The organism is Halomonas ventosae (assembly GCF_004363555.1).
GTDB classification, from domain to species: Bacteria; Pseudomonadota; Gammaproteobacteria; order Pseudomonadales; family Halomonadaceae; genus Halomonas; species Halomonas ventosae.
This window is the reverse complement of sequence record NZ_SNZJ01000014.1, coordinates 1-13,306: the sequence shown is the minus strand read 5'-3', so window position 1 is coordinate 13,306 and position 13,306 is coordinate 1. Positions and strand designations below refer to the sequence as shown.

14 protein-coding genes are annotated in these 13,306 nt (G+C 57.4%); 5 read left to right on the top strand and 9 right to left on the bottom strand.

What is annotated here, in order from left to right; all coding sequences use genetic code 11:
* Positions 1-34 precede the first annotated feature (34 nt).
* From DFP85_RS12355 to DFP85_RS12335, 5 genes are all read right to left on the bottom strand, one after another.
* A complete protein-coding gene (locus DFP85_RS12355) occupies positions 35-433 on the bottom strand; it encodes a helix-turn-helix domain-containing protein (RefSeq protein WP_133636573.1) in 399 nt (132 codons plus the stop codon).
* Positions 434-519: 86 nt separating this feature from the next.
* Entirely contained in the window at positions 520-804 is a 285-nt protein-coding gene (locus DFP85_RS12350; RefSeq protein ID WP_133636572.1) for a hypothetical protein, read from the bottom strand.
* Positions 801-1,094 carry a hypothetical protein gene (locus DFP85_RS12345; RefSeq protein WP_133636571.1) on the bottom strand — a complete coding sequence of 98 codons (294 nt, stop codon included), beginning with the start codon at positions 1,092-1,094 and terminating at the stop codon, positions 801-803. The genes DFP85_RS12350 and DFP85_RS12345 overlap by 4 nt, the downstream gene beginning before the upstream one ends.
* A complete protein-coding gene (locus tag DFP85_RS12340; RefSeq protein ID WP_133636570.1) occupies positions 1,084-2,316 on the bottom strand; it encodes a site-specific integrase in 1,233 nt (410 codons plus the stop codon). Before DFP85_RS12340 ends, DFP85_RS12345 begins: the two co-directional genes overlap by 11 nt.
* Entirely contained in the window at positions 2,309-2,545 is a 237-nt protein-coding gene (locus DFP85_RS12335; RefSeq protein ID WP_133636569.1) for a hypothetical protein, read from the bottom strand. The genes DFP85_RS12340 and DFP85_RS12335 overlap by 8 nt, the downstream gene beginning before the upstream one ends.
* A 151-nt stretch (positions 2,546-2,696) precedes the next feature.
* Between DFP85_RS12335 and DFP85_RS12330 the strand changes: the two genes are divergently transcribed.
* Positions 2,697-2,909 (top strand): helix-turn-helix domain-containing protein, encoded by a 213-nt coding sequence (locus DFP85_RS12330; RefSeq protein WP_133636568.1) that lies wholly within the window; start codon positions 2,697-2,699, stop codon positions 2,907-2,909.
* A gap of 223 nt (positions 2,910-3,132) precedes the next feature.
* Here DFP85_RS12330 and DFP85_RS12325 read toward each other — a convergent pair whose 3' ends face one another.
* The 4 genes from DFP85_RS12325 to hsdR form a co-directional block, all read right to left on the bottom strand.
* Positions 3,133-4,143: an Abi family protein gene (locus tag DFP85_RS12325; protein WP_243737293.1), complete on the bottom strand. Its 1,011-nt coding sequence runs from the start codon at positions 4,141-4,143 to the stop codon at positions 3,133-3,135.
* Between the two features lie 30 nt (positions 4,144-4,173).
* Entirely contained in the window at positions 4,174-5,949 is a 1,776-nt protein-coding gene (locus DFP85_RS12320; RefSeq protein ID WP_133636566.1) for a restriction endonuclease subunit S, read from the bottom strand.
* Positions 5,946-7,490, bottom strand: coding sequence for a type I restriction-modification system subunit M (locus DFP85_RS12315; protein ID WP_133636565.1), 1,545 nt, complete (start codon positions 7,488-7,490; stop codon positions 5,946-5,948). Before DFP85_RS12315 ends, DFP85_RS12320 begins: the two co-directional genes overlap by 4 nt.
* 116 nt (positions 7,491-7,606) lie before the next feature.
* Positions 7,607-10,051: an EcoAI/FtnUII family type I restriction enzme subunit R gene (hsdR, locus tag DFP85_RS12310; protein WP_133636564.1), complete on the bottom strand. Its 2,445-nt coding sequence runs from the start codon at positions 10,049-10,051 to the stop codon at positions 7,607-7,609.
* Positions 10,052-10,205: 154 nt separating this feature from the next.
* Here hsdR and DFP85_RS12305 point away from each other — a divergent pair, with 154 nt between their 5' ends.
* From DFP85_RS12305 to DFP85_RS12290, 4 genes are all read left to right on the top strand, one after another.
* Positions 10,206-10,463 carry an antitoxin Xre/MbcA/ParS toxin-binding domain-containing protein gene (locus DFP85_RS12305; RefSeq protein WP_166644640.1) on the top strand — a complete coding sequence of 86 codons (258 nt, stop codon included), beginning with the start codon at positions 10,206-10,208 and terminating at the stop codon, positions 10,461-10,463.
* Between the two features lie 103 nt (positions 10,464-10,566).
* On the top strand, positions 10,567-11,406 hold the full coding sequence (locus tag DFP85_RS12300; protein WP_133636562.1) for a DUF2971 domain-containing protein: 840 nt from the start codon (positions 10,567-10,569) through the stop codon (positions 11,404-11,406).
* Between the two features lie 223 nt (positions 11,407-11,629).
* Positions 11,630-12,220, top strand: coding sequence for a hypothetical protein (locus DFP85_RS12295; protein ID WP_133636561.1), 591 nt, complete (start codon positions 11,630-11,632; stop codon positions 12,218-12,220).
* A gap of 201 nt (positions 12,221-12,421) precedes the next feature.
* A complete protein-coding gene (locus DFP85_RS12290) occupies positions 12,422-12,922 on the top strand; it encodes a hypothetical protein (RefSeq protein ID WP_133636560.1) in 501 nt (166 codons plus the stop codon).
* Positions 12,923-13,306: the final 384 nt, after the last annotated feature.

Here is a 13,306-nt window from a genome sequence, read left to right as displayed (position 1 = left end):
TGGGCAACGCGTCCGCGCCACCGACTGGAGCCCATCACCTGAAGCCGGGGCGGTCATCCGCCCCCCTTTCCAGCGCCTCTAGCATCTCGCGCTTGCGAGTCAGCCCCTCGATGGAATCAACAGGCGAGAGACGAATCAGCGCCTCGAGCAGCTCGGTCTGCCAGTCGAGTCGGTGCTGCAGCTGCTCGAGCAGGATCCGCTGTCGGCACAGTTCCTGATGGAGCGGTGACTGATCGTTGCCATGTCGCGCCACCTGCCGCGCCTTGGCACAGGCCATGGCAATGACAGCGTCGCGACAGATGGCGCGCCGCCCATCGGGACCAGTGACAGATGTCAGTCGCCCCTGTCGCAGCCAGCGGTACACCGTGCGTGTGCTGACGCCCAGGATATCCGCGGCCTGCGGCACGTTTATGTGTTCTGGAGATTCCGTCATGGCGGGCTCGTCGCGTTGTGTCACGTCAGTGACAACTGACTGACATCGCCGGTGACAGGGTGTGCCCCTGTCACCAACGTGTCGGACTAGTCTGTCAGCATCAGGTAGGTGTCCAGCATGTGGCAGCTGTCCGCTCCATGGGGGTAGCCCCTGAGCGTGACCAGGATGGCCTGCCCCGTCCGCGGCACCCCCTCGACGGTCACGGACTCCGCCAGCAGGAAGACGCGCAGCCTTCGGGCTGGGGTGGTCAGTGTCAGCACCCAGCAGCGTTGCGCCTCGGGCACCGGCACCGGCAGCACCTCCACCCGTTCCACCGTCATGGCGTTCTCGAACAGGTCCATCACCCGCCCCTCGGTTCTGGCCTTTGTCATGACGGCATCTCCCAGCAAGTGAGCGTTGACTCCAGCTCGCGCAGCAGCATCGGAATCGCTTCCCGCGTCGGCAGCAGATCCCTCTCGATCAGCGCCTGAGCCACCCAGGTCTCCAGCGCCTCCTGATTGTTGCGCTCGTTACCGGTGCCGAGGACCATCACCAGGCCGCGACCTGGCTGGATGTTGAGGGCCAACCCGACGGCACTGGCTAGCTTTCGGACGTTACGGCGCGCCGACTGCGTGATCAGGGTGTCCTGAACGGTCGTGATGGCGTAAAGATCAGCGGGCATGGCTCACCTCCTCGGCGACTACGCATTCGGTTTCGGGATCCTCGGGTGCCTGCGACGACTGCGGGACCTGCTGCCGAAGCATCTTCTCGAAGGCGGAGCCGTCCTGGCGGGTCAGGTTGGGCACGTAGCGGGAATAGACCCGGAACAGCATCTCGGTGGTGGTGTGCCCCATCTGACGGGCGATCCACTCGGGGTTCTCGCCCGCCGCCAGCCACAGCGTGGCGGCCGTGTGGCGGGTCTGGTAGGGCCGCCGACGACTCAGCTCCAGCGCATCGAGCAGCGGGTACCAGATGCGCTTGGTGACGTTCTGGTGGTCGAGCGCGTTGCCCACCCGGTTGCAGAACACCAGCCGCTGGTCGCCGGTCACTTGCTGTTGCGCCCTCAGCGCCTGGTAGACCGGCTCCGACATGTCGATGGCACGGCTCGAGCCATCGGTCTTGGTGGCCACCACCTCGCCATGTACCAGCGACTCCTTGACCAGGATCTGGCGGCGGGAGAAATCGACGTTGGCCCAGGGCAGGCCATCGATCTCGCCAGTGCGCATGCCGGTGAAGAAGCGCACGGTGTAGTAGTTGCGGAAGTCGGGACGCACGTTGTCGATGATCCGCCACACCTCCTCGAGGGTGAACGGCTGGACGTCGGTACGCGGCACCCGCAGCGATTTAATCCCCCGATACGGTGAGCTAAACTCGAAGCGGTCGGCGGCTTCATTCAGCATCATGCGCAGAGGCGTCATGATGTGGTTCAAACGGCTGGCAGACAGCTTCTTGCCGCTCCGGGAAGTCACTTTGGCGAGAGATGACCGGAACTCAAGAATGTCTGCTCGGGTGATGCTGCCGACCTCCTTCTCCCCCAGCTGGGGCAGGATGTGGCGATCGAGGCTGCTGCGCACCGTCCTGATCTGCGAGTTGCGCCACTCGATCTCCTTCTCGGCGAACCAGGTCTCGGCGAACTCGCCGAGCAACGGCGTCTCCCGATACCCTCCCTGCCGCTTCAGCGCACGCTTGCTGAGCGTTTCGGCCCGCGGGCTGTTGGGGAAGTAGCGGCCGTAGTCGAAGCTATCCAGGGTGATCTCGGCCTCGATCTTCTCCATGATCTTCATCAGCTTGCGACGGTTGGCCGGCGTGTCATCCAGCGTCGTCTGCTCGCGGCAGCGCTTGCCGAGATAGCGGAAGTCGAAGCACAGCTTCCCGGTTTCCTTCCTGGCAACGATCTTACCCATGGCAGACCCCTCCCCGCGCCATCGGCACGCCCAGGCTCTCCTCGGCGGAGTGCAACTTCATGTCGCGCTCGATCGGCTCCCAAAGGTAGAGGATCTTGCGTCCCCCGAACGGGCGGATGTAGTGGATGCCCTCCAGCAGCACCCGGTCCTTGAGGCGCTCGCGGATGGTGCGGGCGTCGTACTTGATGCGCTCGGCCAGCTCGGCCGTGGTCAGGTAGCAATGAGCCATCTTGGTCTCTCCATGTGGTATGGTTCCCAGGGGATCCAAAGGCACTTCAAAAGCGCTTTGTGATCTCCTGTAGACCAATATAGCCCGGCAGAGACCTTTTGCAAGCCTTTTTGCTCTTCAGTAGATCATTTTGTTTTCGGAGAAGATCGTAATGATCAAGTGCCACCTATCACGCCTGCTTGGCGAGCGAAAGCTGAAGATCACCGACCTGGCTCGCGACACCGGCATCAACAGAGGCACCATCACGAGGCTCTACCACGAGACAGCCAGTCGCGTAGAGCTCGAGGTCGTCGACGAGCTATGCCGCTACTTCAGTTGTGAGGTGGGAGAGCTCTTCGAGTACATCGAAGATCCTGAGAAGTGAGGCAGGAAGCACACTTATGACTGGGGGCAGACACCCTAGGCGAGCTTCCAGATGACCTGCTGTACGGATATATTGATCAGATATTTTTATTCCAAAACGCCATATTTAGCTCTTTGCTATCGCCTAGGGTGCTCTCTATAATACGCCTCAACACGGCCCCGATCGGTGGATCCGCTCTGCGGTGAAGCTGCTGAGGGGTTTTTTAATGCCCGCTCGTTGGCTGCTATGGCCATTCCCACTGCTCCCATCCTTCGATAACGCCCATGCCATGCAGATCGAGCCCGACATGGGCAAGGTCAGGAAACGCTTGCAGCAAGTTCTTCAGACGTTGCCACCAGCTAGAGCTGGGGTTGATGGTGGTCAGCAGGTGCTGGATCACGCACAGCAGGACGAAGACACGTGCCAGTACGTGCTCACGGCCTGGCTGCCAGGCACTCTCGAAGAGGGGAGCTTCCCCGCTATCCGGCTTCCTTGGCTGATCCACCATGTTGCGGTTCCACAGCCGGCTATGGTGGGCGCAGACGTTACGGAGGTAGTTGAGGCTGCGCAACCATGAGGCGAGGACTCGCCCATCACGGATGCCGTAGCGGGCGGAAATCCGGTCCTGTTCGTCCTGGCGCATCCCATCATAGAGCGTGGAGAGCGTGCCGAAGTCCCAGACCTCGCAGGCGATCCAGATGGGTAAAGGCAGCCCGTACTTCTCCTTGTTGTGACGAATGAACTCCTCCTTGGAGCGGTTGATCATCAGTGCCTGCTTCTGCAACCAGGAATGGTGGTCGGTAATGCCCGTCTTCTGGTTGATCTCCCGAGCGAAGGCCTCGAAGAGCTGGTCAGGGTCGAGGTAGGCGAAAGGGCCGTACTCCCCGAGGGTATGGGAGATGTCGACCCGGAATGCCACCTCGATTCTCTCCAGGGCGTCCATCACCAGCAGGCGCAGCTGCTTGTCGAAGACATAGAGTGCGACGGCATCTTTGAAGGTGGCGCCAGTGGTGAAGTCATCCAGTGCGATACGTTCTACACGGCCATTCCTGGCCTTCTTTCCCGTTCGTCGGCGGGGCCAGACACAGCAGGGCTCACTCCGCTGGCGAAAGGGAAACCAGTAGCCGCTCAGCCGGTAGTAGCCGATGCGCTGCAGGTAGTCGAGGGCTTTCTCATCGTCGGTAACGATCAGCCCTCGGGCCTTGAGCGTTTCCAGCTGGTCGCGGTAGCTGAGCCAGGGTTTGTTGTATCGCACTTCAGGCCTCCCAGCTGTGGTCGACATCGCTTAGGATACCGCCTGCTCGACCACTGCCTCGGCCAGCTGAGTGCGGGTCTCACCGGCCTCGTTAAGGCGGGTCTTGAGGTGATCACAGAGGGCCATCAAATCATCTACTTTTTCGACGATACGTTGTTGCTCTTTTTCTGGAGGAAGAGGGACCAGAAGGTCTTGAACCTGTTTCCTTGAAACATTTTTCATCGAACTGCTGGTACCACCAGCAACGCGAGAGTAGTAATCACGTGAAATCTTACTGTTGTTGAAGAGATTTATGTAAAAAGCATTCACCCGGTCAGAGAAAACGAATCTGACAATCTTGTCGCTCATCATAAGATTTTTTGGCACATCCTCTGGAACAACGGCGGAGCGGGCAACAAGCTCGGCTGTGTTCGCTCTGGAGATCAAGAAGTCATTGGGCTTGACTTCGAGCTCAGGACGAGGCATCAAACTGGCGGGAAGCGCTTTGTTTTCATCGGAATTGAATGATCCCCAGGAGACAGCACTGACCTTCAATACGCCCCACTCATCTCCAATCCTTGGAGTGTTGTTACATTGAGGGCTCCAACCTGAAGCTGAATGAAGCGCAAGACATTCTAACCTGCACCACTTCCAATTGTTTGGAACCTGGAAGGGTATATCCTCTGCCTGTGGAGCCGAAATTGCTTTCGGCTTCTTTAACTTCCCTTGCTTGACCAGCCGCGCCTTCTCCTCGGCGATACGCTCCAGCAGCTCACTGGCCGGCTCATCGTCGGGATCCTGTTCCACCAGCTGCCCCATCACCGCCAGCTGAAGAATGGCTTGCTTGAGTTTGTCGATGCTGGCTTCGGTGGTGAAAAGGGTATCGAAATGCTCGGCGATGCGGGCCCAGCTCTCGGCCACTTCCGCGGCGTCGGTGGAGCGGGTCAGGGCATCGAGGAGGGTATCGACCAGCACCTCATGGGCTTCCAACTGGTCGCCGACCTGCTGCTCCAGCCGGTCGCAGAGGGCCATCAGTTCGTCAACTTTATCGACGATACGGTGTTGCTCTTCCACAGGGGGAAGTGCAAATGTGAGCTTTCTAAGGCCTGTGAGTGGAACTGTTTTTTGAGCAATGCCAGTGGCTATGGAATCAGCGATTCTTTTTGCATAAGGACTACTTAGAACAACTTTTAAAAAGGGTGTTGGTGTTGAAGGGGAGGCCTTTAAGATGGCGACATGTCGCTGAACGCAAAATCCTAAATTTTCATTAACCTTGACTGGGATGCCATATGACCCAGTAACTGTGTAAAGAATGTCTCCCTTTTTTGGTTTTTTTGTCCAGTCTAATTGATCGTAATAGTTGTCTGGCACTCTCCTGCACTCAGAAAAGTCCAAGTATCCTTTATTGATGTTGCTGATTACTAAAAAAGGAATTCCGGCCTCTGATTTTGGTGGGGCTTGGTGGTCACCATCAGTTACGATGGCAAACAAATGATCTAACCGCTCCCACTGCCAGCCCGAGGGAAGCTCAAAGTACATCTCTTCTTCTGCAATCTCCGGCAGCTTCTTCGGCTTCTTGATCTTCCCTTCCTTGACCAGCCAGGCCTTCTCGTCGGCGATGCGCTCCAGCAGCACGCTGGCGGGCTCGTCATCGGGGTCCTGCTCCACCAGCTTGCCGCGTACGGCGAGCTCCAGGATAAGCTCGCGCAGCTTCTTGATGCCAGTGAGCTCAATCTTTCCATTGGTGCCACGGCCGCTGCTGCGCTTCTGGGTGACCGCACCGGTCCAGAGGTCGAGGTGGTCGGTGATCAATTCGCGAGCACTCACGCCTCGTCCTCCTGCGTTTCGCTACTCGCGATAGTGGCACTTTCCTCGGTCGTGTGGCCCGAGGTTGCATCCTGGCTGGCATGGCTCAGCGCATCGCCAAGGATCTGCTTGAGCTGGTCGCGCAGTTCCTGGATCTCGGCCTGCTGGCGGGCGTAGGTCTCCAGCAGCTCGTCGGGATCATGACTGACCTGCTCTCCCTGGTGGGGGTTCTTGATATCCAGGTTGTAGTTCCGCGCCTGGATCTCCTCGATGCCGACCTGCCAGGCCTGCTCGGTCTCCACCCGGCCGGCGAAGCCGTCGCTCTCGTCACCCCACCAGTCGATCTCGGTGGCGAACTCCGCAAAGCGCATTGGCTTTGTCTTGCTGTAGCTCTTTGCCCCCTCGGGGTAGGGGTGCTCGTAGTACCAGACCTGCTCGGTGGACCGGCCCTTGGTGAAGAAGAGCAGATTGGTCTTGATGCCGGTGTAGGGATTGAACACCCCGTTGGGCAGGCGAACGATAGTGTGCAGGTTGCACTCGCTGAGCAGCTTCTCCTTGAGGCGGGTCTTCATGCCCTCGCCGAACAGGAAGCCGTCCGGCAGTACCACGGCGGCGCGGCCACCGTCCTTCAACAGCTGGATGAACAGCGTCATGAAGAGGTCGGCGGTCTCGCGGGTGCGGAAGGCCTGGGGGAAGTTGGTCTCGATGCCATCCTCCTCCATGCCACCGAAGGGCGGGTTGGCGACGATCACGTCGACTCGCTCCTTGGGCCCCCAGCTGATCAGCGGGCGGGCCAGGGCGTTGTCGTGGCGGATCTGCTCCGGCACCTCGATGCCGTGGAGGATCAGGTTGGTGGTGGCCAGCAGGTGGGGCAGCGGCTTCTTCTCGATGCCGCGCAGGCTGGCCTGAAGGGTCTGCTCGTCCTCCGGCGTCTTCACGTAGCGGCTGCGCTTGTGCTCGATGGTGCAGGTGAGAAAGCCGCCGGTGCCGCAGGCCGGGTCCATCACCACCTCGTCGAGCTTCGGGTCCACCCGGTTGACCATGAACTCGGTGACCGCACGCGGGGTGTAGAACTCCCCGGCGTTGCCTGCGCTCTGCAGGTCCTTGAGGATCTGCTCGTACATGTCGCCGAGCTGGTGGCGGTCGTCCTGGGTGTTGAAATCGATGCCGGCCTGCAGCCGGTTGATGACCTGGCGCATCAGCTGGCCGGACTTCATGTAGTTGTAGGCGTCTTCGAAGACGTTGCGGATCACCACGGCGCGGGTGTCGTCGCCGCGGGCCTGCAGCTGCTGCAGGCCGGGGAACAGCATGGTGTCGACGAACTCCTTGAGCTCGTCGCCGGTCATGCCCTCGGGGTCGGCAGCCCAGTGCCGCCAGCGCAGCGGCTCGGGGATCGGCGAGCGATAGTCGTCGTTGAGAATTTCCCACTCCTGCTCACGGTCATCGAAGATCTTCAGGAACAGCATCCAGACCAGCTGACCGATACGCTGGGCGTCGCCGTCGACGCCGACGTCCTTGCGCATGATGTCCTGTATGGACTTGATGGTGGTGGAAATGCTCATGGGCGCGTTGTTTCCTTGGTGTTCTCAACGGAGGCGAGCTCATCCACAGGGGGTGTGCGGCACCCGCCTGTGGATAGTGTCGTTTTATGCGATGGAAAATGCTGACAGGATACCGATCAGCCGGCAGGTTGGTAGAGCGCGTGTTCCAGTTCATGCAGGGCGCGGTTGTAAGCGGGCTTCCCGCCGAAGGCCCTGACCAGCTCCGATACGGTTCCGATCTCGCTGAACGGCGTGACAGTGAGGACGTTGATATCCTCGATGGGCTCGATGCCTGTATCAGCATACTTGTCGACCAGCGACTCCAGCACCTGGCGGGCCTGCCCCTCGTAGCGGGTGAAGATATCGCGTTTCTTGACCCGCTCGGCGCGCTCGCGACGGGTGAGGGCGGGGCGGTCGAAGGCGATATGGCAGATCACGTCGAAGGGGTCGGGTTCGTCACCGAGGCGGTCGCCCAGTTCCTTGATCAGGTCGTCCCAGAAGACGCCGTTCTCCTCCAACTCCTCCAGGATCGCCTGCTTGCGCTCGGCGTCGTGCCAACGGCGCAGGAAGTCATCCAGCGAGGCGAACTGCTCCTTCACCTTCTTGCGGGTGTAGTCGCGCAGGCTCTCGGTGATCAGCTTGCCGTCCGGCCCCAGGTACTGCACCCGCTCGGCCACCACGCTGACCGTGACGTCATCGACCACGTACTTGCGCCTGGGCTCGGGTGGCTCTTCCAGCGGGCCCAGGGCGCCGCTGTCGTCGCTCTGCCAGGTGGCGCCCTCCTCCGGGGCGTAGTCGGTTCCCTCCTCCTCGACGCCTTCCGTCTCGCCGAGCCCCTCGGCGCTGTCGCCGGGGGCGATGTCGTCCTCGGCCAGCTCGTCGTCCGGGGCAATGGGATCGTCACCCTTCGGCTGGTAGACCTTCACCGGGTCGCCGTCGAAGTCGGGGTCGGCGAACAGCTCGGTGGCCTTCTTGAAGTCGAGAATGGTGAACCAGTGCTTGTGGTAGTCGTCGTTGATGCGAGTGCCGCGGCCAATGATCTGCTTGAATTCGGTCATCGACTGGATGCGTTGGTCGAGCACGATCAGCTTGCAGGTCTGGGCGTCGACACCGGTGGTCATCAGCTTGCTGGTGGTGGCGATCACCGGGTAGCGCGACTCGGGGTCGATGAAGTTGTCGAGCTCGGCCTTGCCCTCGGCCTCGTCGCCGGTGATGCGCATCACGTACTTGCGGTTCTCTGCCATGCGCTGCGGGTTGAGGTTGATCAGCGCCTGGCGCATGCGCTCGGCGTGATCGATGTCCTCGCAGAAGACGATGGTCTTCTGGTAGGGGTCGGTGCTCTCCAGGAACTCGGTGACCTTGCGGGCTACCAGCTCGGTGCGTGGCTCCAGCACCAGTTGGCGGTCGAAGTCCTTCTGGTTGTAGATCCGGTCCTCGATCTCCTGGCCAAGCTTGTCCACCTGGCCCTTGCTGGGCCGCCAGCCCTGCAGGTCGCGGTCGATGTCCACCCGCACCACCTTGTAGGGGGCGAGGAAGCCATCCTCGATGCCCTGCCTGAGCGAGTAGGTGTAGACCGGCTCTCCGAAGTAATCGATGTTGGAGACCTCCCTGGTCTCCTTGGGCGTGGCGGTCAGGCCGATATGAGTGGCCGAGGAGAAATAGTCGAGGATCGCGCGCCAGGCGGAGTCCACCGCCGCGCTGCCGCGGTGGCATTCGTCGATCACCACCAGGTCGAAGAAGTCCGGCGAGAACTGCTTGTAGATGTTCTTCTCCTCCTCGCTGCCGGTGACCGCCTGGTAGAGCGAGAGGTAGATCTCGTAGGACTTGTCCACCGTGCGGTTGGTGACCTTGGTCATCGCCTGGCCGAACGGCTTGAAGTCGTTGTTCTTGGTCTGGTCGACCAGGATGTTGCGGTCGGCCAGGAACAGGATCCGCTTCTTCTGTCTGGCCTTCCACAGCCGCCAGATGATCTGGAAGGCGGTGTAGGTCTTGCCGGTGCCGGTGGCCATCACCAGCAGGATGCGGTCCTGGCCACGAGCCACCGCCTCCACGGCGCGGTTGATGGCGATGCGCTGGTAGTAGCGCGGGCTGCGGCCGCTGCCGTCATCGTAGTAGGGCTGCTCCACCACCGGGCGCTGGGCGGGGCCGATGCCCTTGTACTGGCAGTAGCGCTCCCAGAGTTCGTCCGGGGAAGGGAAGTCGTCGAGGCCAAGCACGGTCTCGGTCTGGCCGCCCAGGCCGGTGCGGTCGTGAAACAGGAAGCCGTCGCCGTTGCTTGAGAACACGAAGGGCACGTCCAGGGCATCGCTGTAGGCCAGCGCCTGCTGAATGCCGTCACCGAGACCGTGCTTGTTGTCCTTGGCCTCGATCACCGCGATGGGTTGATGCTTGTGGTAGCTCAGCAGGTAGTCGGCGCGGCGCCGCTTGCCACGGGTGTGCAGCCGCCCGCGCACGATGATACGACCGGCGGTGAAGGAGACCTCCTCACGCACCTGCCCCTGGATGTCCCAGCCGGCGCGTTCCAGCGCCGGGGTGATGAACTTGGTGCAGATGTCCCGTTCGCTGAGGGCCTTCTTGTCCATGGCAGCATCCTGCTCGTCGATGGCGGGGCGGGCGGTGTTGGTTACCTAAGCTTACGCTACCCAAGCAGGCTAATCATCCTGTGCTAGGCTGACTCCAACAATGATCACAACAAATCCAGCGCGAGACGCACCGCAGGGAAGACAGGGAATAGAGATGACACCCCAGCAAAAACAGCCTCACCCCGACAAAAACGGGCCCTCCCATCCCGAAGGCAAGATATCCAACGCTGATGCAGACAAGATATGGGAGTCTGCCATTGAGCTTTTCGGTGGTAATGAAGCACTCGCCAGGGACTGGATGAATACAGAAGCCATGGCACTGGACTGGCGCAAGCCGATTGATGTCATGGTGGATGACCCAACGGCGGTGATGGACCTCATCACCAGAGTGGCATATGGCGTGTACACCTAATGGCTGCTGTCGACCCAAAGCGGCCATTTTGGCAAGCAGCAAGTACTGTCCCAGCTCTCTTAGAGTGCATGAGCCCTAGCCACTGTTATGCAAACGGAAAATTATGAGAAAAAAAGAATACGGACATTACACTAACCAAAATGGAATGATGGGTATAGTCGGCTCGGAAGCCTTGCGGGCAACTAATATTAAATATCTAAATGATGAGCACGAGTTTCAGCATGCATTAGATCTGATACGCAAGATAATGCCAGAAACCCGGTTTGAGCAACATCATCCTGACTACAGTAAATATCTTGAATATATTGAGGCGATAGAAAAAAAGATTCAGGCGCTAGATAATTATAAGTCTGATTCAATATTTACTGTTTCCTTCACCGAAGAGACAGATCTACTCAGTCAATGGCGGGGCTACTGCCCAGGAAATAATGGGTTCTGTATAAGCATAGATGCAGATGGCATATATGAAGAGGCATGCAAAATTTTCAATAATGTCTATCTTTTAGACTGTGTCTACAATAAAGAAAAGAAAGAATCAGATTTAAAAGACTTGCTTAACAAACACTGGTTTATGTTTATTTCCGCGGCGCGTAGCAAGGAAAAGGAGAAAGTAATTGACTCGTTGGCCACAGAAATTATCTTGTTAGCATCCCACTTTAAGCACCCATCATTTTCCGAAGAAAAAGAGAAGCGGATAGTGGTGATTTTAGAATATGCGCCTGATAATGATCTGAGGTTCAGGGAGGGTCAGTTTTCGATAGTTCCATATATTGAATTGCCTGCCCCAAGAAGTCTGATAAACAAGATAATCATTGGCCCTTGCTCGAACAAGAAGTTATCAAAGCGAAGCCTTGAGGCTTTCCTAGAAAAAATGTATGGAGTTCCTATATTTATTGGTGGGCCAGTAGTGGAGTTATCTAGTACACCTTATAGGTCATGGTGATAATGGAGTTTCTACATAGAAGATGCAGGCAAAGCCCTCCTTCCTTATCAAGTAATAGAGAAAGTAAGAGAAAAAGATTAAAAATTGAGGTTTTGAGCCCATAAAAGAAACTCAAGTGCTCATGGTTAAGTTTCCTAACAACATCATGAGTTCGATAATTTATTCCGCCGGGCGTTCGAAAACAAGTGCTGTTTATGGAAGCGTTGGCTGGTAAGGAGGAGATGTGCCAAGGAAAAAGAGCATTCGACGTTCTGCTGAAGCATTTCGCGATAAAGCAGACGAGTTGGTCGACTACGTAACTGAGGCAGAGGCAAATCTCAGCGATGCGCATATAACATGGTGCTACGAATACGCCATAATAAGGCTATATCGTGAGTTTGAAAATCTAATGCTTGAGGCTCTGACCGGTGCCATTAATAACGACTCGACTACAATATCGCAGACCACTGGCATTGACTTTCCTGTTCATTTGACTGATGAGCTTTGTGAGTATTTGATAACTGGGAGTGGATATTTTGATTTCAAAGGGCGGGATGGCCTCATCAAGCTTCTTAAGCAGTACGTCCCAAATGATCACTACTTGATCGTTGTGGTAAAAAAGAATAGATATAAGGACCCTTTGGAACACCTGTCATCTCTACGTAACTACGCCGCCCATGATAGCTATCAGTCAAAAAATACCGCAAAAAAAGTAACAGGATTCGATCGAATGGCGGCGTGCGGGGCGTGGCTGAAGAAGCAAGACCGGTTTGCCTGGATCACTGAAGAGCTTAAGAGGTTAGCTCAAGAAATATATGATAACGCGCCATATTGAGCCGCCGCCCAACAAAGCCATTCAGCCTAAGTTTGCTACTCGCGTGGCTGATGGTTGGCGTTATTTCCACATGAGCGGAAGGTCCGATTCTGGCCGGACGGAGAATGTTAGTCCATGCTGATGGATAGATTCTTACCCTAAGCGGTCATGCCGATAAAGGCCGCAGCGCGTTCATCGATGTGATACGTTAAGGAAAATACAGTGCAGAGAATCATTCAGGTTAATAGCCACAGTTTTCATGTTGAATACCCGACCAAATGCCCCATATGTCATCACCACAGCGAGATCATTCTCGTAAAAACTATGGAAGAGCCTGATTGGCGAAACATACATGTTGTTTTCCAATGTGCTTACAGCGGGTGCCGGAGCTACTTTATCGGCTACTATGGTCAGCGAGGGGATAGAGAATTAAAGTCGCTAAAGCCCCAGAAAGCCGAAATTGCTTCAATTCCAGAGTCAGTGCGGGAGTTATCCCCGATGTTTGTCTCAATATATCAACAGGCAGATGATGCGAGAGCTCATGGACTAGACCAAATAGCTGGACCAGGATACCGGAAAGCGTTTGAATTCCTCATCAAAGATTATGCTAAGTCGTTAAAGCCAGAAGAGTCCGAAAGAATAGATGGTCTATTTTCGGGCAATGTGGTACGTGAAATTATTTCAGACCCGAGGATCCAGTCTGTAGCAAGGCGTGCACTATAGCTGGGAAACGACGAAACTCATTACCTGAAGAAGTGGGTCGCACACGACATAAATGATCTTATTACCCTTATCAAGCTGGCCATAAACTGGATTGAAATTGAGCGTTTATCAGCAGAATACGAAGAGGGCATGCCCGACTAGATTTAGGGTCCAGTCTTTGCAATCCAGGCATATCCCGGTGCGAAAGACACTCCCGAAACTCGCTGCCGAAATGAAGCAGGCCCCACCGGTGTCACCCGGCGGGGCCTGTCGCTTCCAAGGTGCTTGATGTCGGCCTGATCAGGCCGCGCCGATCATCTTGCGCAGCACGTAGTGGAGGATGCCGCCGTGGCGGTAGTACTCCAGCTCGTTGGCGGTATCGATGCGGCACAGCGCCTCGAGCTT

What these genes read in the sequence shown, in the direction of transcription:
- hsdR (WP_133636564.1), bottom strand. Translation starts at nt 10,051, where the DNA reads ATGGACAAGAAGGCCCTCAGCGAACGGGACATCTGCACCAAGTTCATC.
- DFP85_RS12315 (WP_133636565.1), bottom strand. Translation starts at nt 7,490, where the DNA reads ATGAGCATTTCCACCACCATCAAGTCCATACAGGACATCATGCGCAAG.
- DFP85_RS12330 (WP_133636568.1), top strand. Translation starts at nt 2,697, where the DNA reads ATGATCAAGTGCCACCTATCACGCCTGCTTGGCGAGCGAAAGCTGAAG.
- DFP85_RS12355 (WP_133636573.1), bottom strand. Translation starts at nt 433, where the DNA reads ATGACGGAATCTCCAGAACACATAAACGTGCCGCAGGCCGCGGATATC.
- DFP85_RS12300 (WP_133636562.1), top strand. Translation starts at nt 10,567, where the DNA reads ATGAGAAAAAAAGAATACGGACATTACACTAACCAAAATGGAATGATG.
- DFP85_RS12345 (WP_133636571.1), bottom strand. Translation starts at nt 1,094, where the DNA reads ATGCCCGCTGATCTTTACGCCATCACGACCGTTCAGGACACCCTGATC.
- DFP85_RS12305 (WP_166644640.1), top strand. Translation starts at nt 10,206, where the DNA reads ATGACACCCCAGCAAAAACAGCCTCACCCCGACAAAAACGGGCCCTCC.
- DFP85_RS12340 (WP_133636570.1), bottom strand. Translation starts at nt 2,316, where the DNA reads ATGGGTAAGATCGTTGCCAGGAAGGAAACCGGGAAGCTGTGCTTCGAC.
- DFP85_RS12335 (WP_133636569.1), bottom strand. Translation starts at nt 2,545, where the DNA reads ATGGCTCATTGCTACCTGACCACGGCCGAGCTGGCCGAGCGCATCAAG.
- DFP85_RS12350 (WP_133636572.1), bottom strand. Translation starts at nt 804, where the DNA reads ATGACAAAGGCCAGAACCGAGGGGCGGGTGATGGACCTGTTCGAGAAC.